Raw genomic sequence first — 19,422 nt, forward strand, 5'->3', positions numbered from 1 at the left:
GCGTATAGTAATCAATCGTTCTCAATAGATCAACTCAGACGCTGTTTTTTTATCACTCTTTGTAGCAATCACTAAAACAGTAATTAATGATTGCTACATAGCAGCACTTATTCCATATCACGCGATCTGTTATTATTTAGTACAAGTTCAATCAAAGCGATAAAATATGAACCCCCTAATAGCGCGCGTTGCTTTACCTATCCCACTCGACAAAGTTTTTGATTATTTAATCAAACCTAACACCACCCCAGTTATCGGTGGACGCGTGCTAGTGCCTTTTGGTCGCCAACGATTAGTCGGGATTATAATTGCTATCGGTAATGATTCTGATTTTCCTGTTCAACAGTTAAAACCGATTCAACAAGTCTTAGATAGCCAACCTTTATGGCAACCCGCTCTCTTTGAGTTATTAAAATGGGCCAGTCGTTATTATCAATATCCATTAGGGGATACTCTAGCCAATGCGATGCCCGCTTTATTACGTAAAGGTCGAGAAGCATCAACCGCACCGCTAAAATACTGGCAGCTTACCGAAGCGGGTCGTGATCAGCCGCTAAATGGTTTAAAGCGCGCCCCTAAGCAAGCTCAAATTCTAAATCTATTACGTCATGGTCCACTCAGTCACGAAAGCTTACTCACTCATGACGTTAATAGTGCGACCTTAAAAGCTGTCGTACAAAAAGGCTGGGTAATCGAACAACAGCAGCAACCAAAACAACATCAATGGCAACCGAAGTTTGCGATCACAGAACAAAAACCACGTTTAAACGAAGAGCAAGCGTTAGCCATTGCCACCGTTAACAGTAATCCAGATTTTGGATGTTATCTATTAGATGGCGTCACGGGATCAGGAAAAACTGAAGTGTATCTTAATCTACTTGAACCCATTTTAGCTGCGGGTAAACAAGCGCTTATTTTAGTCCCAGAGATAGGCTTAACCCCACAAACTATTAACCGCTTTAAGCGCCGTTTTAATGTGCCATTAGAAACCGTACACTCAGGTCTAAATGATAGTGAACGCATGACGGCATGGCTTGCTGGGCGAGATAATCAAGCAGGGATCATTATTGGTACCCGTTCAGCACTATTTACCCCGTTTGCGAACCTCGGGATTATTATTGTTGATGAAGAACATGATGCGTCATATAAACAACAAGATAGCTTACGTTACCATGCCCGTGATCTGGCGGTAATGCGTGCCAATAAAGAAAACATTCCAATCATCTTAGGCTCAGCAACCCCTGCACTTGAAACCTTACATAATGCTCAAACAGGTAAATATCATTATCTGACCCTTTCAAAACGTGCCGGAAATGCTAGCGCTGCTCGTCATGGCGTTATTGATGTCAAAGGTTTATATCTAAATGCAGGATTATCAGCGCCGCTGATCGCAGAAATGCGTAAAAACCTCAATGCGGGTAACCAAGTGATGTTGTTTCTTAATCGACGTGGTTTTTCACCTGCAATGATGTGCCATGAATGTGGTTGGATCGCAGAATGTGATCGTTGTGATGCGTACTATACCCTTCACCAACAATCAGGTGAATTACGCTGCCATCATTGTGCGACTCAAAGACCAATAATGCACCAATGCCTACAATGTGGATCAACGCAATTATCACCAGTGGGTGTCGGTACCGAGCAACTTGAAGCACAATTAGCAGAGCTATTTCCTGAATTTAAAACTGTACGTATTGATAGAGATAGTACCCGTCGTAAAGGGTCACTCGAAAACTATTTAGAAGCGATTAAAAACAACGAATATCAAATTTTAATCGGCACCCAAATGTTAGCAAAAGGACACCATTTCCCTGATGTTACTTTAGTCGCATTAATTGATGTTGATAGCGCATTATTCAGTAATGATTTTCGAGCCTCTGAGCGACTAGCACAACTGTTTATTCAGGTTGCAGGTCGAGCTGGACGTGCCAGTAAACCAGGTTCAGTATTATTACAAACCCATCATCCTGAGCATCAATTGCTACAATCATTACTGCATAAAGGTTATGGCGTTTTTTCTCAAACAGCATTAACTGAACGCCGCCAAGCATTACTGCCACCCTTTACTCATTTAGTGCTACTTCGCGCTGAAGCTAATGACAGTGATTTAGTGTGTCAATTCTTACAACAAATTCGCGCAATTTTTGAAGCGAGCCCAGTTTATGATCAAGATTGTTGTGTCTTAGGCCCTAATCCCGCCCCGCTTGCTCGACGTGCAGGACGATTCCGATGGCAATTAATTTTACAAACGCCTAATCGAAATAAACTTCAACAAATGCTCAGTATTGCCAAGCCAGCGATCCAATTATTACCGCTTGCTAAAAAAATTCGATGGTCAATTGATGTCGAACCACAAGATTTAACTTAAACTAGACAATGCGATGCAGTTCACATAGCGAATGTAATTTATGCTATTGAAAGCAAGTTTCAACTTATGCATCCATTCTACAATATGCTCATGAATTGACTTTTTTCAGTCAGTTACAATTAGTTGACAAATATATTTGAATATTTTCAGTATCAACCCGTCAACTGTAAACTAGAAAAATATAGCAAAAGAGGAAAGCACTATGGCGACAATGAAGGACGTTGCCCAGCTAGCCGGGGTATCAACCGCGACGGTTTCGCGCGCACTAATGAACCCGGAAAAAGTATCGGCATCAACAAGGAAAAAAGTTGAGCAAGCCGTAATGGAAGCTGGATATTCACCAAACTCACTGGCACGTAACCTACGCCGCAATGAATCGAAAACCATTGTGACCATTGTTCCGGATATCTGTGATCCTTATTTCACTGAGATTATTCGTGGCATTGAAGAAGCAGCGATGGAAAATGGTTATTTAGTGTTACTCGGTGACAGCGGCCAACAACAACGTCGGGAAAACTCATTTGCGAATTTAGTGTTTACTAAGCAAGCTGATGGTATGTTGTTATTAGGTAATAATTTACCCTTTGACGTCAGTAAACCTGAACAAAAAAATCTACCACCATTAGTCATGGCGTGTGAATATGCGCCAGAGCTTGAATTACCTACGGTGCACATTGATAACTTAACCGCAGCCTTTGATGCGGTGAATTACCTCACCCAAATGGGCCATAAACGCATCGCCCAAATTACTGGCCCTGATAAAGCAGCCCTGTCGCAGTTCCGCCAGCAAGGTTATCAGCAAGCTCTCCGTCGTGCCGGCATTACCTTAAACCCTGCCTACACCATTAAAGGTGACTTCAGCTTTGCCGCAGGAGCACGGGCGATTACTGCGCTACTAGCTTTACCTGAACCGCCAACCGCATTATTTTGTCATTCTGATGTAATGGCTATCGGCGCAATGCAACAAGCCAAACGTCTTGGTTTACGTGTACCGCATGATATGTCTATTGTCGGTTTTGATGATATTCAATTTGCAGAATATTGCGATCCACCTTTAACGACGGTTTCACAGCCTCGTTATGAGATCGGCCGTCAAGCCATGATAATGCTACTTGAATTGCTCAAAGGTAAAGATGTTCAGGCAGGTTCACGTTTATTGGATGCAAAACTGGTTATTCGTGAAAGTGCTGCGCCACCAAGTCGCTAATTGATTTCCCCCATATTCGGCGCGTTACCGTACCAAGATCATAAAACCGATCATCTTTGTCGTAATATGGGGTTAATTATCAGTGAAACCGCGATAATAACTGGTCAGGATCAATCCAACTTTGTAACATAGCGTTCTGTCTATCTTCCCAACTAATTTGTCGATATTGTGGCCACTAAAGATTATGTAAAACGCGGGCGCTCACCGAAACCAGCGCCAATAAAGGCAAAAGCCAGCCATAAAGGCAAAAAAACACCGTCAACAGGTTTTCCAACAAAATGGGCGGCATTGGCTGTTATATTAGTGTGTGGACTAATTGTAGGTTTATTTTTCCTTTCAGGGACTGATGTGCCTGAAACTGCACCTGTCACACCAGCTGCGATTATTATCAAACCGCAACCAGTAAAAACCGATACCAACGCCCTACCTCCGAAACCTGAAGAAAAATGGCGTTATATTCAAGAATTAGAAAATAAAAAAGTCATTGTGCCCGTCTTAACGCCTAAACAAGTCGTTGCAAAAGATAAGCCCAGTAAGCCTTATTTATTACAATGTGGTGCTTACCATAGCCAAGCTCAAGCTGATGAGCGCAAAGCAACGATTGCATTTCAAGGATTAAACAGCCAAATAAAAGTATCAACCAACGATAGAGGTACTTGGTACCGCGTCGTACTTGGCCCTTATAAAGATAAGCGCTTGGCCATGAATGATCAGAACAAATTACAAAAAAATGGCATTAGCCCTTGTGCAATTTGGTTCTGGCAATAATCATCATTAAGCGTAATAACACTAAAGGATGCCTATGTGGCATCCTTTTTTATAAGTGCAATAATGATGACAACCACAATCAGCAATTGTCACCGACACCTTGAAAACCGCCGTCTCTATCCCCAGATCTAATAGCATTAAAGATCCCGGCTAACGTCGGAGCTGAATCAAAGAGAGTTTAACATGACAACTATTGTATCTGTTCGTCGTAACGGCAATGTCGTAATTGCTGGTGATGGTCAAGTCTCACTTGGCAATACAGTAATGAAAGGCAATGCACGCAAAGTTCGTCGTCTCTATAACAATAAAGTACTCGCTGGTTTTGCTGGCGGCACGGCTGATGCTTTTACTTTATTTGAACGTTTCGAACGTAAATTAGAAATGCACCAAGGCCATCTATTGAAATCAGCGGTTGAGTTAGCCAAAGATTGGCGTACTGATCGTGCACTACGAAAGCTAGAAGCTTTATTAGTCGTTGCTGATGAAACTGGCTCATTAATCATTACTGGTAACGGTGATGTAGTGCAACCAGAACATGATTTAGTTGCTATTGGTTCTGGCGGTAACTTCGCCCAAGCCGCAGCGATTGCATTATTAGAAAATACCGATCTTAGCGCACGTGAAATTGCTGAAAAAGCGTTAAATATTGCGGGTGATATTTGTGTGTTTACCAACCACAATCATACTATTGAAGAACTAGAAACTAAGTAAGGAAGTTGCAATGTCTGAGATGACTCCTCGCGAAATCGTTCACGAACTTGACCGCCATATTATCGGTCAAGACAAAGCCAAGCGAGCGGTTGCGATTGCACTGCGTAACCGCTGGCGTCGCATGCAGCTTCCTGAAGAGCTGCGCGTAGAAGTAACCCCTAAAAATATTCTAATGATTGGTCCAACAGGCGTAGGTAAAACTGAAATCGCCCGTCGTTTAGCTAAACTGGCTAATGCTCCGTTCATTAAAGTTGAAGCGACGAAATTTACTGAAGTAGGTTATGTCGGTAAAGAAGTCGAAACCATTATTCGCGACCTTACTGATGTCGCAGTCAAAATGGTTCATCAACAAGCAACAGAAAAAGTACGTGTCCATGCTGAAGAACTAGCAGAAGAACGTATTCTTGATGTGTTATTGCCACCCGCACGTGATGCATGGGGACAAAACGAAGAAGCGCCAACAGAGTCAACCACTCGTCAATCTTTCCGTAAGAAATTACGTGAAGGTAAGCTTGATGATAAAGAAATCGAGATTGATGTTGCAGCGCCACAAATGGGCGTTGAAATCATGGCGCCTCCTGGTATGGAAGAAATGACCAACCAGTTACAAGGCATGTTCCAAAATCTTGCTGGTAACACTAGCAAAAAACGTAAGATGAAAATCAAAGACGCGTTAAAAGCTGCAACTGAAGAAGAAGCCGCTAAACTCGTTAATCAAGAAGAATTAAAAGAACAAGCTATTTTTGCTGCAGAAAATAACGGTATTGTCTTTATTGATGAAATCGATAAAATTTGTAAGCGTGGTGAATCATCAGGTCCTGACGTTTCTCGTGAAGGCGTACAACGTGATTTATTACCATTGGTCGAAGGCAGTACAGTGTCGACTAAACACGGTATGGTTAAAACAGATCATATTTTATTTATCGCATCAGGCGCATTCCAAGTCGCTAAACCGTCAGATTTAATTCCTGAGCTACAAGGTCGTTTACCGATTCGAGTGGAACTAGAAGCACTGACTAGCCATGACTTTAAACGTATTCTTACTGAGCCAAAAGCATCATTAACTCAGCAATATGTTGCGTTAATGGCAACTGAGTCAGTAAATATCGAATTTACCGCAGAAGGTGTTAATAGCTTGGCTGAAGCTGCATGGCAGGTAAATGAGCGCACTGAAAATATTGGTGCCCGCCGTTTATACACTGTTATGGAACGCTTAATGGAAGAGATTTCTTATGATGCTAGCGAAAAAGCAGGCGAAAAATTCCTAATCGATGATGCTTATGTACAAGCACGTTTAGGTGAATTTGTTGCTGATGAAGATTTAAGCCGCTTCATTTTATAATCAAATTTAAACCAATTATTATCATTATAAACGGTGCGTTTTTTCGCGCCGTTTTTTTGTTTTTTACAAACATTAATGGGATAAATTTGCGCATGACCAAATTTACGCCATAATACCTTTTCAGTATTCACTTTAAGTATCTAATTTATGAACTCACCCTCTTCACTGACAATTTGGTTAGATGCCGCCAGACCAAAAACCTTACCTCTTGCCATCGCCTCAATCGTATGTGGTAGCGCCGTTGCAAAATGGCATGGTAGTTTTTCTGCAAGTATTGCAGCGCTCGCGTTATTAACCGCCCTTTTATTACAAATCCTTTCTAACCTTGCTAATGACTACGGTGATGCCGTTAAAGGTACCGATAACAATGATCGTTTAGGTCCACAACGTGCCATGCAATCAGGTTTAGTTACGGCAGCAACAATGCGTAAAGCAATGATTGTTAATATTATTCTTACCGCTATTAGTGGCTTAACCTTAATTTTAATCGCGTGTAAAAACCCGCATGATATTATTGGATTTTTAGTACTTGGATTACTGGCAATTGCCGCTTCTATTGCCTATACCGTAGGTAATAAACCTTATGGCTACCGTGGTCTTGGGGATCTATCAGTACTGATCTTTTTTGGATGGCTTGGTGTCGCGGGTACTTATTATCTACAAACTGGGCAAATTGATTCATTAATCATGTTACCCGCAACAGCGTGTGGTTTATTGGCTGTTGGTGTACTCAATATCAATAATTTACGTGATATTGATAATGATAAAGCCTGTGGTAAACAAACCTTAGTGGTACGCATGGGCCCGCAATGGGGGCGTAAATACCATCTAATACTACTTTCGACTAGTGTGGTATTGTTTAGCTTGTTTGCCCTATTAGAAGTAAAATCACTCTTTGGCTGGTTATTTATTCTCAGCCTACCACTTCTAATTAATCATGGTCGTCAAGTGTATGATTCAACGGATGGCGCAGCCCTAAGACCCATGATGGCAACCATGGTTAAATGTGCCTTAATCACCAATTTATTGTTTGCTATCGGTATGGTATTAGCCTAATAAATTGCACGGTGGCATTAACTACCATTCGATATAAACTCATTCGTTGTTGTAAACATAATCTCAACACATAAAATATCGGCTCGGCATATCACCTTTTTCAGGTGTTATACCGAGCCGATAATCGTATTAAAATAAATACGCGATTATTCTACGCTATCCATCTTACCTAGTAGTGTACGTACGCGATCTTGCCATACGTTATGCTCACCACGTAGTGCTTCGTTATCTTGAACAAGACTCTCACGACCAGAACGTAGTTCTTGTGCTTCCATAGCTAGGCTATCATTTTTTTCTTTTAGTTCATCAATTTCCATTTGTAACAAAGAAATTGAATCCACAGCCATTTGAACTTTGGCTTCCAATTTTTCCAACATTTCTAGAGACATATTGTTCACCTGATCTATGCCCATATATTTACCTTAACAATTGAAGGTAATCTCTACGGACAGGGTTATATATATTTAGCTACTATTCTAACGAGGCAATGGCTTGCTGACATCTACATTTCCATTGCATTCGTGCAATTGACGGAAAATCATACAAGTCTGATGTAATTTTTGCAAAGGCAGCTAATATCTACTTAATTTAGCAGTTAAAAACAGCTAAATTCAACAACTTTAAGCATATTTAACCCACGTTAATACCATCAAAATCATTTTTTCACAGTCAACCGTCAATAATGTAATAACTGCGAACCTTCTCAAATTATGTCTGACATTACCATGATAATTTAGCGCCGCTATTTTATATTTCATGGTTCTAATCCATACCCTCGCGACAATATAACCTAAATATCACAATCGATGATCTGTCCCTAACTAACTCGACAATAAAAACCCACCAAACGCTCACTTTAGAAAATAATTTATGCTCGAACGCACATTACTGAGTCGTTATTATTTTAAAAAAAAGTAACTATTGTAAATTACAGCGCATAAAGGATAACGAGATACCCTACATTACTTATCAAAAGGACTGACAATATGGCAAGTTCCAAACCTAATGCGCTAGTCGGAGAATGTTTTGCAGAATTTATCGGTACTGGACTACTGATATTTTTTGGTGTTGGCTGTGTCGCGGCGATGAAATTAACCGGTGCTGACTTTGGTCAATGGGAAATAAGTATAATGTGGGGTCTTGGCGTCGCCATTGCTATTTATGTCACAGCAGGGGTTTCTGGTGCCCATTTAAACCCAGCAGTAACCATCGCCTTAGCCAGTTTCCATGGTTTCAATAAACGCAAAGTTTTGCCTTATATCATGGCGCAAGTATTAGGTGCTTTTGCAGCGGCAGCGTTAATTTATGCTTTATACAGCAACCTTTTTACTGATTATGAAGCCAGCCATAACATTGTTCGTGGCACGGTTGCTAGCCTTGATACCGCCTCTATCTTTTCAACATTCCCTCACCCATCATTAAGCTTTGGTGGTGCATTTGCGGTTGAATTTACCATTACAGCAATTTTAATGTTTGCCATTTTAGCGATTGGCGATGATAAAAATGGTGCCCCTCGTGGTGCTATGGGTCCTTTGCTCATCGGCTTAGTGATTGCCGTTATCGGTGGCTCATTAGGTCCACTAACTGGCTTTGCCATGAATCCTGCGCGTGATTTTGGACCAAAGTTACTCACTTTCTTTGCGGGTTGGGACACAGTAGCACTCACTGGTGCTAAAGATATTCCTTACTTTATCGTACCAATACTGGCACCAATTTGTGGCGCACTTTTTGGTGGCTGGGCATACCCTAAATTTATGGGTGTTTACCTTCCAGGTAACAAATGTACGCTACCGAACAAATGTGAAGGCAATACAGAGACCCCTGCGGTTGAAGCATAATATTTGAACCATAAATACAATCAAAGGGGTCTTAATGCCCCCTCAATTGACACTGACTCTAATATAATAAAGATAACGAGGAACCCATCATGACTACTGATCGAAAATATATTGTGGCGCTAGATCAAGGAACAACCAGCTCTCGCGCGGTGGTGCTCGATCACAATGCCAATATCGTTTGTTCATCACAACGCGAATTTACTCAAATCTATCCTAAAGCTGGCTGGGTTGAGCATGATCCTCTTGAAATTTATGCGACCCAAAGTTCAACCATGGTTGAAGCATTAGCCAAAGCAGGTATTCGCAGCGATCAAGTGGCGGCGATTGGTATTACTAACCAACGTGAAACCACCATCGTTTGGAATAAAAAAACCGGTAAACCTGTTTATAACGCTATCGTATGGCAATGTCGTCGTACTGCTGATATGTGTGAAGAATTGAAACAACAAGGGTTAACTGATTATATTCGAGAAGCGACAGGTTTAGTGGTTGATCCGTATTTCTCCGCCACCAAAGTTAAATGGATCCTTGATAACGTTGAAGGCGCACGAGAGCAAGCTGAAGCGGGTGAATTATTATTTGGTACCGTCGATACTTGGCTGATTTGGAAAATGACTCAAGGCCGTGTTTTCGTTACTGATTACACTAACGCCTCTCGCACCATGCTGTTTAATATCAACACCTTGCAATGGGATGAAAAATTATTATCGGTATTGAATATTCCACTATCGATGATGCCAGAAGTGAAAGCCTCATCTGAAGTCTACGGTCAAACCAATATTGGTGGTAAAGGCGGTACTCGTATTCCTATCGCGGGTATTGCGGGCGATCAACAAGCCGCTTTATTTGGTCAAATGTGTGTCTCTGCAGGACAGGCTAAAAACACCTATGGTACGGGCTGTTTCTTGCTAATGAATACTGGCAAAGAAAAAGTCACCTCCCATAATGGTCTGCTAACAACCCTTGCTTGTGGTCCTAAAGGTGAAGTTGCTTACGCCCTTGAAGGCGCTGTTTTTATGGGAGGAGCCTCAGTCCAATGGTTGCGTGATGAAGTAAAACTACTTAGTGATGCTAACGATTCAGAATACTTTGCTGAAAAAGTCGGCAGTGCTAACGGTGTTTATGTGGTGCCTGCCTTTACTGGTTTAGGGGCACCTTATTGGGACCCGTATGCGCGTGGTGCGATTGTTGGCTTAACTCGCGGCGTGAATTCTAATCATATTATTCGTGCCACCCTTGAAAGTGTTGCTTACCAAACCCGTGATGTACTTGATGCGATGCAAGCTGATTCAGGCATTAAGCTCGATATATTACGAGTTGATGGTGGCGCTGTTGCCAATAACTTCTTGATGCAATTCCAAGCAGATATTTTAGCAACGGAAGTCCATCGCCCTGTCGTTACCGAAGTTACCGCTCTTGGCGCGGCTTATTTAGCAGGTTTAGCCATTGGTTTTTGGGACAGCATTGATGAACTTAAACATAAATCACAATTAGATCGTAGCTTTACACCATGCGAAGACGATAAAAAACGTAATCGTCGCTACCGTGGTTGGCAACGTGCAGTTGAATGTGCCAAAGGCTGGGCATTTGATGAAGAAGATGACGACGAGTAATCGTATTTAATAACACTTAGGGCCTGCTCGTAATAGCAGGCCTTTTTTATTTCGCCGTCACCACATAATGCTGATTCTGTTGCGTTAGATCATCAACCTATAACGTTGGCAATCTAATTTCCCACCGTGTTGATAAGCCAATTATGCTAGAATTTACGCTGAATTTTTAAACCCTTTAACCTACCGATTTATATATCTGGAGTTATCATGAAAGGCGATTTAGCAATAGCATTTGCTCGTGTTACCGAAGGCGCAGCCCTTGCTGGCCATAAATGGTTAGGCCGTGGCGATAAAATTGCAGCAGACAATGCCGCAGTGGAAGTTATGCGTACCCTGCTTAACCACACCAACATTAATGGCGAAATTGTGATTGGTGAAGGTGAAATCGACGAAGCGCCGATGCTTTATATTGGTGAACATGTTGGCTGTGGCGGTTGTGCTGTTGATATTGCAGTAGATCCTATCGAAGGCACTCGCATGACGGCTATGGGACAAAACAATGCCCTTGCTGTACTGGCTGCTGGCGATAAAGGTTGTCTGTTAAAAGCACCCGATATGTACATGGAAAAATTGGTTGTAGGACCACAAGCAAAAGGGGTTATCGATCTTGATAAGCCATTAGCGGATAACTTTGCCGCTATTGCAAAAGCACTGAACAAGCCATTAAGCGAGCTAGTCGTCACTATTCTTGCCAAGCCTCGTCATGATCAACTTATCACTGAAATGCACGCTATGGGTGTACGAGTATTCGCATTCCCTGATGGCGATGTCGCAGCGGCTATCTTAACCTGCATACCAGAAAGTGATGTTGATGTGATGTATTGTATTGGTGGTGCCCCTGAAGGTGTTGTTTCTGCTGCTGCTATTCGCGCATTAGGTGGCGACATGCAAGGCCGTTTACTGCCTCGTCACCACGTAAAAGGTGACACAGAAGAAAACCGTCGTTTAGGTGAAATGGAAATTCGTCGTTGTGCTGAAATGGGTATTGAACCAAACAAATTACTGCGCCTTGAAGATATGGCACGCAGCGATGATGTGATCTTTGCGGGTACAGGGATCACTAAAGGCGATTTAGTTGAAGGCATTCAACGCCGAGGTAATATCGCGACTACTGAAACCCTATTGATCAGTGGTAAATGTGGCACTATGCGTCGTATACAATCAAGTTATGACTTAAATCGTCAAGATGAAGCGGTTAAGCAACACACGCTATAATCTGCAAAATTTTCCAATAAAAAATGCACTACGGTGCATTTTTTATATCTATTATTACTCACGCTATTTCACCTTCCTCACTGTGCTTATTTCATTCCTAAATCTAAGAAGTCCTACTTTTAACTCATTATTATATTGTAAAGATATTGCTTTATTTAATTGGCTGATCCCATAATATAATAAGAGCAACAACAATGATTGATTATGAAAACTATTGAAAAAATCCTCTACCACATAAAATATGATGGCCCTGTTACTGTCAAAGTGTTAGCTGAAAAGTTTCAGTTAACCACCATGGGAATTCGTCAACATTTACAGACGATGGAAGAACAAGGTTTAGTCGATGCCTATGATGTAAAAGTCAAAGTCGGACGTCCAACACGCCATTGGCAACTCACCACTCAAGGCCACCAACATTTTAGTGATCACCATGGTGAACTTGCCGTACAAACTTTAGAGGCGGTGAGTGATTTATTTGGTCAGCAAGGGCTACAAGCCATCATTGAAAAACGAGAACAACACACATTAAGTCATTACCAAGCAGCCATCACTGATTGTCCTGATTTAAAAAGTAAGCTCATCACACTCACCGAATTACGCCAACATGATGGCTATATGGCAGAGCTTACCAGTGATGATAACGGCTTTTTATTAGTTGAAAATCATTGCCCTATTTGTCTTGCTGCAACTCGCTGCCCATCACTTTGCCACTCTGAGTTGGCTATTTTCCAACAACTATTAGGCGAGCAGACACATATTCAACGTCAAGAACACATTATTACAGGCCAAAGGCGCTGTGCTTATCGAATAACATCCAAATAACGAGGAGGCCATTATGGCTGATTGGATCCCTGCACAAGTTATTGAAAACCGTCACTGGAACCAAGATTTATTCAGTTTATCGCTACGCGCGAACATTGAACCATTTAAAGCGGGACAATTTACTAAGCTGGGAATAGTGATCGGTGATAATTTGATCCAACGTGCCTACTCGTTTGTTAATTCGCCTCAACAAGCAGATATCGAGATTTATGCTACTCGCGTTACCGATGGTTTATTATCACCACGCTTACATGCTTTACAAGCAGGTGACACGGTCCAAATATCAGCCCGAGCAAGCGGATTTTTTACTCTTGATGAAGTTGCTAGTAGCCAGCATTTATGGCTATTTGCGACAGGTACTGCAGTTGGCCCTTATCTGTCTATTTTAGGGCAAAAAGAGGTCTGGCATAAATACCGTAAGATTATTCTTATTCATGCTGTGCGCTATGCGGCAGATCTAAGTTACCAAGCTGAAATCAGCGCCCTCAAGCGACAATATGGTGACCAATTCATTGTGCAGCCATTTGTGAGTAGAGAGCCAGCCCCGCTATGTTTAACAGGTCGAATACCACAAGCTATTGCTGATGGTTTATTAGAGCGCCATGTGGGTTTATATTTAACGCCTGAAAACAGCCAAGTGATGTTATGTGGTAATCCACAGATGGTCCGTGATACTAAAACGGTACTTGAAGCTAAAGGACTGATTAAAAATCTCCGCCGTAAACCGGGGCAAATTACCATGGAACATTATTGGTAATCACAAACAACGATTAATAAACCACATAACAGAGTCTGAACTATCAGACCCAGTCTTAATCGTAATACTGCCGCTAACTACCGTCATCAACTATAGTTATAAATAGCGATGACGGAAGGAATAGCGAATGCACTCACTGCCTAATTTTGACCAACTGCTGCAACTCGCCGCCACTTCACCAACATTCTGTTACAACAAAAATTACAGCGCCAATTGCAACGATTCAACCAAGCACTCCAATCACTCCAATCACAATCACCGCAACATCAAGCTAAAATCCTACCGTTAAAATAAACAAATACTTACGCATTCAAAATAGAATATCTTGCCTAAATATAATACAAAAACGACAAAAACTGCATATATTGAAATAATTCTCTATTTGTAGTTCACTTTTTGTCTTGAAAAGGGTACAACCAAACACATTAATGATTTTGAACAGTAAAAATTCAGTTACGACTGGTATATTTTTACGCAGTTAATAATTACATTATTTTAATTTGGAGAAAAACTATGCGCTATCCTGTAGTTATGGGTAACTGGAAACTAAACGGCAGCAAAGAAATGGTTGCTAATCTACTTAACGGTCTTAACGCTGAACTTGAAGGCGTTACTGGCGTAGACGTTGCAGTTGCTCCACCAGCACTTTACATTGACCTTGCTGAGCGTACGCTTACAGATGCAGGCAGCGCGATCATCCTAGGTGCTCAAAACTCTGACCTACACAACAGCGGTGCATTCACTGGCGACATGTCTCCAGCTATGCTTAAAGAATTCGGTGCTACTCATATTATCATCGGTCACTCTGAGCGTCGTGAATACCACCACGAATCAGACGAGTTCGTTGCTGAGAAATTTGCATTCCTAAAAGAAAACGGCCTAACACCAGTTCTTTGTATCGGTGAAACTGATGCACAAAACGAAGCTGGCGAAACAATGACTGTTTGTGCACGTCAACTTGACGCTGTAATCAACACTCAAGGCGTTGAAGCTCTTGAAGGCGCTATCATCGCTTATGAACCAATCTGGGCTATCGGTACTGGTAAAGCGGCTACAGCTGAAGATGCACAACGCATTCACGCTCAAATCCGTGCTCACATTGCAGCGAAATCAGAAACTGTTGCTAAAAACGTTATTATCCAATACGGCGGTTCTGTTAAACCTGAAAACGCTGCAGCATACTTCGCACAACCAGACATCGATGGTGCTCTAGTTGGCGGCGCAGCACTTGACGCGAAAAGCTTTGCAGCTATCGCAAAAGCGGCAGCTGAAGCAAAAAAATAATCTTTCTTCATGATTGATTAAATCAAGGTCACCTACGGGTGGCCTTTTTATTGTCACAAATAAAGCACGGTATCAAAATATTAATCAATAAAAAAAGGCCGATATAAATATCGACCTTAATGATTTCAGTATTTTTATAACGTAATTTTAAAACAGCTTTTCAGCCAATTCATATAAATCGTTACGTACTGGACGACGCATATTTTCAATCGCATCGATAATGTCGTGATGAACCAGTTTTTCACACTGGATACCAATACAACGACCGCCTTCACCTTGTAGTAAAAGCTCAACTGCATAAGCACCCATACGAGATGCTAATACACGGTCAAATGCATCAGGCTGACCACCACGTTGAATATGGCCTAATACTGTTGCGCGAGTTTCACGACCAGTTTCAGCTTCAATGTATTTAGCCAATGCGTTAACATCAGTCATTAATTCAGTAATAGCGATAATCGCGTGTTTCTTACCTTTCGCGATACCTCTATTAATGTGAGAGATCAACTGCTCTTTATCAAGGCCAGTTTCAGGCGTAATGATATATTCACAACCACCAGCAATCGCAGACATTAACGTTAGATCACCACAATGGCGACCCATTACTTCAACAATTGAAATACGCTGATGAGAAGATGACGTATCACGTAAACGGTCAATCGCATCGATAACAGTGTTCATTGCTGTCATGTAACCGATAGTGTAATCAGTACCAGCAACATCATTATCAATCGTACCTGGGATACCAATACAAGGGTAACCCATTTCAGTTAGCTTTTTCGCACCCATATATGAGCCGTCGCCACCGATAACAACTAATGCATCAATACCGTGCAACTTTAGGTTCTCAATCGCTTTTTCGCGAACTTCCACTTCACGGAATTCAGGAAAACGTGCTGAACCTAAAAATGTGCCACCTTTATTGATAACATCAGATACACTTTGACGATCAAGCGGTTTAATGTGGTTATTATATAGGCCTTGGTAGCCATCATAAATACCACAAACTTCTAGACCTTCTGTCAACGCTACACGAACTACACCGCGAACCGCTGCATTCATACCAGGTGCGTCACCACCACTGGTCAAAACACCAATCTTCTTAATCATGGTTACCCTCTGACTTTGGGAATTTAAAAATCAAATCCAACACGATATACCAAGGTTCCCCCACTCGGTATCACAATCGATCACTATCGAATTATGTTCGTGAAAACTGAAACTTTCTTACTTATGTAGAAGTATTACAATTTTAATGAAATATTTTGTTGATTCATATCACGCTAACTCGGCACTTCTTCATCAGCCAATGTTTATTATCTGTCATTATTATTATAATTTTTCAAATAAACCTATCGTTACTCGTTATAAGTAATGGCATTAATCATTAAGGAAGTGCTGGCAATAATTAATATTACGCAGTATAGCTGTTTTATAATAAAAATTAATAACAAAACCTACCATAAAAATACAATTTCCGCCTTGTTCTCATACTACTTCGAAGTAAAAATCCCCAAAAAATCATCAAATAATAAACTTAATATCAAAAACAAAAAAAGCCATAGTAAAGACTATGGCTAATGAACGCGGCATAACACTTAATTCATCACAATTAATGGTATTTTTTGGCTTCTAAACGCATAAGATGTTTTTCTGATTGCTGTTGCTTAAGCTCAGCATATTTTTGCTTTTGCTCTGGCGTTAAAATATTCAACATTTCATGACGCTGCTCTAACATCTTAACTCGACGTTCAACTTGCTGCTGTGACATTTTTTCCGCCACCGCACGTACTGCTGACTCATCAAAATTACTGGCTAATACTAGTTTTTCAAGTTGCTGACGCTCAACTTGCATTACTTTATAATTATCAACACGCTGTGCTTTATGTTCACTGCGATTCGCTTGACGTAACGTTTTTATTTCTTGTTTTTGGGTCGCCGTAAGATCTAGCTGACTAAAAATCTTACCACCATGATGGCCTTTATTCATACCACCATTGTGCTGTTGATTATCTTGACCAGCAAATGCTGACATAGAACCTAGAACCAATGGCAATGCCATCGCTATAACAAGTGTTTTATTAAATATTTTCATAGTTATTTCTCCAGCACTATCATGTAATAAGTCACCATCTTATATGGCTTGATGGTTATCATAACCTGTAGAAAGTAAAACGCTGTCTAGCAAATGTAAACTAGCGTAAAGCTAATGCTGCTTAACTTGGCGTACTGACCAAGATTAGCGATACTAGGTCAACTTTATTAAGTAACCATCATTGCATTGTAGGACTTTATCATGGCAAAAATTCTCTTAGTTGATGACGATATAGAACTAACCGCACTTCTAAAAGATATTCTCGAATTAGAAGGATTTGATGTCGAAGAAGCTAACAATGGCATTGATGGCTTAGCTAAAATCGATAGTAGTATTGATTTAATCCTACTTGATGTAATGATGCCAAAAATGAATGGCACTGAAATGTTACGACGCTTACGCGAAAAACACACGACCCCAGTAATGATGCTAACCGCTAAAGGCGATGAAATAGATCGCGTGCTTGGACTTGAACTGGGTGCTGATGATTATTTACCAAAACCGTTTAGCGATCGTGAATTGTTAGCTCGTATGCGAGCGGTTCTTAGACGTACCCAATCAAACACCGATACTAAAACCAGTCGTAGTGAATGTCTTGTATATCAAGATCTGACCATTTACCCAGGTCGACAAGAAGTATTTTGCAATCAGACGCTTATTGAAATGACAGGAACTGAGTTAGCATTATTAAGCTATTTTGTGCAACATCCGGGTAAAATTATTGCTAAAGAAGAACTCAGCCTTGAAGTATTAGGTAAACGCTTAGCTCAATTTGATCGCGCGATTGATATGCATGTTTCAAACTTACGCAAAAAGCTACCAATACGAAGTGATGGTAAGCCATTAATAAAAACCTTACGTGGTAAAGGTTATTTATTGGTTGAGGCGATGTAATGAGAATCCCTGGCTTCACTCACCTTTATGGGCGTATTTTTGCCATCTTCTGGACCACACTGCTCGTGGTGGTAGTGATGCTTGTGCTGATGTTTCAATATGATCCACGCTCAGTGCAAGCTATTCCTGACCATCAATTAAAGCGACTACAATCACAAGCAATACAAGTTAATCAACGCTTAAGCAACCATAATATATCCAATTATGACAAACTCATCACTCGCATAAAAGCACTGACAAAACGCCGAGAAAATCATAATAGTCAGCTCTATTTTACGACGATTAATGGCGATATTATTGCACCACAAAAACACACTAAAGCACTGCGTAATTTTATTACCATTGCAGATAACCCTGACAAGCCTCAGCAACGTCTTTATGGGCGCTGGTTAATAGCTGGACCGTTTATCATTACCACTAAACAACACCCTCTTTTTATGTACAGCGGTCAAATATGGCGTGGCGGCCCCCCATTTTTCGTCCAAATAATGGATAAGCCATTTAAATTATTACTGGTTACCATGCTCGTTAGTACCCCATTTTTATTATGGTTAGCCTGGGCAGTAACGCGTCCTGCACGACGATTACAACAAGCTGCAGAGCGAGTAGCGCGAGGCGAATTTGAAGTGGATCCGACCTTAGAACAAGGCCCACAAGAATTTAAACAAGCAGGTGCTAGCTTTAATCAAATGGTGGGTGCCTTAAATAACATTATTAGTGGTCAGCAACGGTTGTTATCGGATATTTCCCATGAATTACGCTCACCATTAACACGACTGCGCATGGCAACCGCATTAGCACAACGTAAACAAGGCCAAAGCAGTGAGTTATCACGCATTGATACCGAAGCTGAACGGCTTGAAAAAATGATCAGTGAATTATTAGAATTATCTCGAATGCAGGTCAATAGTCACCAACAACAACAAATCGTTGATAGCCATAGTTTATGGTATGAAATGCTAGAAGATGCCTGTTTTGAAGCCGAGCAGTATCATAAAACATTAACCTATCATCACCTCCAAGATTGGCCGATAAAAGGTAATCCAAATTTATTAATCAGTGCATTAGAAAATGTGATCCGCAATGCAATTAAATACGGTAATGATGTGATTGAGATTACTTTTACTCAGCAACAACAACAGTTACTGATCACCATTGATGATAATGGCGAAGGGGTACCCAATGATGAACTTGACGATATTTTTCGACCATTTTATCGCGTTTCAACCGCACGCGATCGCAGCAGTGGCGGCACTGGATTAGGCCTTGCAATAACAGAAAGTGCCCTTCGCCAGCATAGCGGTACTATCAAAGCAACCTCAAGCCCACTTGGTGGTTTACGGATCAGTATGACATTACCGCTAACCCGTTAAGCATTAAGGTTAGCTCTGTACATTAAAGATGATTGCTTGTTGCCGTTACGCTTGTCACAATATGGCTTCTTTTTGCACC

The 19,422-nt window shown here is 41.1% G+C and carries 17 protein-coding genes; 14 read left to right on the top strand and 3 right to left on the bottom strand.

Features of this window, described 5'->3' with window-relative positions; genetic code table 11:
- Window positions 1-166 precede the first annotated feature (166 nt).
- From priA to GLP24_RS09635, 6 genes are all read left to right on the top strand, one after another.
- Window positions 167-2,368 carry a primosomal protein N' gene (gene priA, locus GLP24_RS09610; RefSeq protein WP_232615924.1) on the top strand — a complete coding sequence of 734 codons (2,202 nt, stop codon included), beginning with the start codon at window positions 167-169 and terminating at the stop codon, window positions 2,366-2,368.
- Between the two features lie 181 nt (window positions 2,369-2,549).
- Window positions 2,550-3,575: a DNA-binding transcriptional regulator CytR gene (gene cytR, locus GLP24_RS09615; protein ID WP_265576736.1), complete on the top strand. Its 1,026-nt coding sequence runs from the start codon at window positions 2,550-2,552 to the stop codon at window positions 3,573-3,575.
- A gap of 168 nt (window positions 3,576-3,743) precedes the next feature.
- Window positions 3,744-4,343 carry an SPOR domain-containing protein gene (locus GLP24_RS09620; RefSeq protein ID WP_152653810.1) on the top strand — a complete coding sequence of 200 codons (600 nt, stop codon included), beginning with the start codon at window positions 3,744-3,746 and terminating at the stop codon, window positions 4,341-4,343.
- A gap of 183 nt (window positions 4,344-4,526) precedes the next feature.
- Window positions 4,527-5,054 (top strand): ATP-dependent protease subunit HslV, encoded by a 528-nt coding sequence (gene hslV / locus GLP24_RS09625; protein WP_101768089.1) that lies wholly within the window; start codon window positions 4,527-4,529, stop codon window positions 5,052-5,054.
- A gap of 10 nt (window positions 5,055-5,064) precedes the next feature.
- Window positions 5,065-6,396, top strand: a complete 1,332-nt coding sequence (hslU, locus tag GLP24_RS09630; protein ID WP_101768090.1) for an HslU--HslV peptidase ATPase subunit — start codon at window positions 5,065-5,067, stop codon at window positions 6,394-6,396.
- A gap of 147 nt (window positions 6,397-6,543) precedes the next feature.
- Complete coding sequence (locus tag GLP24_RS09635) at window positions 6,544-7,452, top strand: 1,4-dihydroxy-2-naphthoate polyprenyltransferase (protein WP_232615925.1); 909 nt, start codon at window positions 6,544-6,546, stop codon at window positions 7,450-7,452.
- Window positions 7,453-7,598: 146 nt separating this feature from the next.
- Here the strand turns inward: GLP24_RS09635 and zapB are convergent, their stop codons facing one another.
- Window positions 7,599-7,841, bottom strand: coding sequence for a cell division protein ZapB (zapB, locus tag GLP24_RS09640; protein WP_045028996.1), 243 nt, complete (start codon window positions 7,839-7,841; stop codon window positions 7,599-7,601).
- Window positions 7,842-8,438: 597 nt separating this feature from the next.
- Here zapB and GLP24_RS09645 point away from each other — a divergent pair.
- From GLP24_RS09645 to tpiA, 6 genes are all read left to right on the top strand, one after another.
- Window positions 8,439-9,290 carry an MIP/aquaporin family protein gene (locus GLP24_RS09645; protein WP_101768092.1) on the top strand — a complete coding sequence of 284 codons (852 nt, stop codon included), beginning with the start codon at window positions 8,439-8,441 and terminating at the stop codon, window positions 9,288-9,290.
- 89 nt (window positions 9,291-9,379) lie between these two features.
- Window positions 9,380-10,903 carry a glycerol kinase GlpK gene (gene glpK / locus GLP24_RS09650; protein ID WP_101768093.1) on the top strand — a complete coding sequence of 508 codons (1,524 nt, stop codon included), beginning with the start codon at window positions 9,380-9,382 and terminating at the stop codon, window positions 10,901-10,903.
- 207 nt (window positions 10,904-11,110) lie between these two features.
- Window positions 11,111-12,118: a class II fructose-bisphosphatase gene (gene glpX / locus GLP24_RS09655; protein ID WP_101768094.1), complete on the top strand. Its 1,008-nt coding sequence runs from the start codon at window positions 11,111-11,113 to the stop codon at window positions 12,116-12,118.
- 204 nt (window positions 12,119-12,322) lie between these two features.
- Window positions 12,323-12,940, top strand: coding sequence for a helix-turn-helix transcriptional regulator (locus GLP24_RS09660; protein WP_232602866.1), 618 nt, complete (start codon window positions 12,323-12,325; stop codon window positions 12,938-12,940).
- 13 nt (window positions 12,941-12,953) lie between these two features.
- On the top strand, window positions 12,954-13,697 hold the full coding sequence (locus tag GLP24_RS09665; RefSeq protein ID WP_101768096.1) for a ferredoxin--NADP reductase: 744 nt from the start codon (window positions 12,954-12,956) through the stop codon (window positions 13,695-13,697).
- 513 nt (window positions 13,698-14,210) lie between these two features.
- On the top strand, window positions 14,211-14,981 hold the full coding sequence (gene tpiA, locus GLP24_RS09670; RefSeq protein ID WP_152653808.1) for a triose-phosphate isomerase: 771 nt from the start codon (window positions 14,211-14,213) through the stop codon (window positions 14,979-14,981).
- A 147-nt stretch (window positions 14,982-15,128) separates the two neighbouring features.
- On the opposite strand, the gene pfkA is transcribed toward tpiA, so the two are convergent.
- Both pfkA and GLP24_RS09680 read right to left on the bottom strand, forming a co-directional pair.
- Window positions 15,129-16,091, bottom strand: coding sequence for a 6-phosphofructokinase (pfkA, locus tag GLP24_RS09675; protein WP_101768098.1), 963 nt, complete (start codon window positions 16,089-16,091; stop codon window positions 15,129-15,131).
- A 502-nt stretch (window positions 16,092-16,593) separates the two neighbouring features.
- The gene (locus GLP24_RS09680; protein ID WP_101768099.1) at window positions 16,594-17,076 is read right to left on the bottom strand and encodes a Spy/CpxP family protein refolding chaperone; all 483 of its coding nucleotides are present in this window, start codon (window positions 17,074-17,076) and stop codon (window positions 16,594-16,596) included.
- 201 nt (window positions 17,077-17,277) lie between these two features.
- Between GLP24_RS09680 and GLP24_RS09685 the strand changes: the two genes are divergently transcribed.
- Both GLP24_RS09685 and cpxA read left to right on the top strand, forming a co-directional pair.
- Window positions 17,278-17,970 (top strand): response regulator, encoded by a 693-nt coding sequence (locus GLP24_RS09685; protein ID WP_152653807.1) that lies wholly within the window; start codon window positions 17,278-17,280, stop codon window positions 17,968-17,970.
- The gene (gene cpxA / locus GLP24_RS09690; RefSeq protein WP_101768101.1) at window positions 17,970-19,343 is read left to right on the top strand and encodes an envelope stress sensor histidine kinase CpxA; all 1,374 of its coding nucleotides are present in this window, start codon (window positions 17,970-17,972) and stop codon (window positions 19,341-19,343) included. The genes GLP24_RS09685 and cpxA overlap by 1 nt, the downstream gene beginning before the upstream one ends.
- Window positions 19,344-19,422: the final 79 nt, after the last annotated feature.

Source organism: Photobacterium carnosum (assembly GCF_021236965.1).
Classification (GTDB): Bacteria; Pseudomonadota; Gammaproteobacteria; order Enterobacterales; family Vibrionaceae; genus Photobacterium; species Photobacterium carnosum.

Excerpts from the sequence above, each read along its gene's own strand:
- priA (WP_232615924.1), top strand. The coding sequence starts at position 167 with ATGAACCCCCTAATAGCGCGCGTTGCTTTACCTATCCCACTCGACAAA.
- hslV (WP_101768089.1), top strand. The coding sequence starts at position 4,527 with ATGACAACTATTGTATCTGTTCGTCGTAACGGCAATGTCGTAATTGCT.
- hslU (WP_101768090.1), top strand. The coding sequence starts at position 5,065 with ATGTCTGAGATGACTCCTCGCGAAATCGTTCACGAACTTGACCGCCAT.
- GLP24_RS09635 (WP_232615925.1), top strand. The coding sequence starts at position 6,544 with ATGAACTCACCCTCTTCACTGACAATTTGGTTAGATGCCGCCAGACCA.
- zapB (WP_045028996.1), bottom strand. The coding sequence starts at position 7,841 with ATGTCTCTAGAAATGTTGGAAAAATTGGAAGCCAAAGTTCAAATGGCT.
- GLP24_RS09645 (WP_101768092.1), top strand. The coding sequence starts at position 8,439 with ATGGCAAGTTCCAAACCTAATGCGCTAGTCGGAGAATGTTTTGCAGAA.
- glpK (WP_101768093.1), top strand. The coding sequence starts at position 9,380 with ATGACTACTGATCGAAAATATATTGTGGCGCTAGATCAAGGAACAACC.
- glpX (WP_101768094.1), top strand. The coding sequence starts at position 11,111 with ATGAAAGGCGATTTAGCAATAGCATTTGCTCGTGTTACCGAAGGCGCA.
- GLP24_RS09660 (WP_232602866.1), top strand. The coding sequence starts at position 12,323 with ATGAAAACTATTGAAAAAATCCTCTACCACATAAAATATGATGGCCCT.
- GLP24_RS09665 (WP_101768096.1), top strand. The coding sequence starts at position 12,954 with ATGGCTGATTGGATCCCTGCACAAGTTATTGAAAACCGTCACTGGAAC.
- tpiA (WP_152653808.1), top strand. The coding sequence starts at position 14,211 with ATGCGCTATCCTGTAGTTATGGGTAACTGGAAACTAAACGGCAGCAAA.
- pfkA (WP_101768098.1), bottom strand. The coding sequence starts at position 16,091 with ATGATTAAGAAGATTGGTGTTTTGACCAGTGGTGGTGACGCACCTGGT.
- GLP24_RS09680 (WP_101768099.1), bottom strand. The coding sequence starts at position 17,076 with ATGAAAATATTTAATAAAACACTTGTTATAGCGATGGCATTGCCATTG.
- GLP24_RS09685 (WP_152653807.1), top strand. The coding sequence starts at position 17,278 with ATGGCAAAAATTCTCTTAGTTGATGACGATATAGAACTAACCGCACTT.
- cpxA (WP_101768101.1), top strand. The coding sequence starts at position 17,970 with ATGAGAATCCCTGGCTTCACTCACCTTTATGGGCGTATTTTTGCCATC.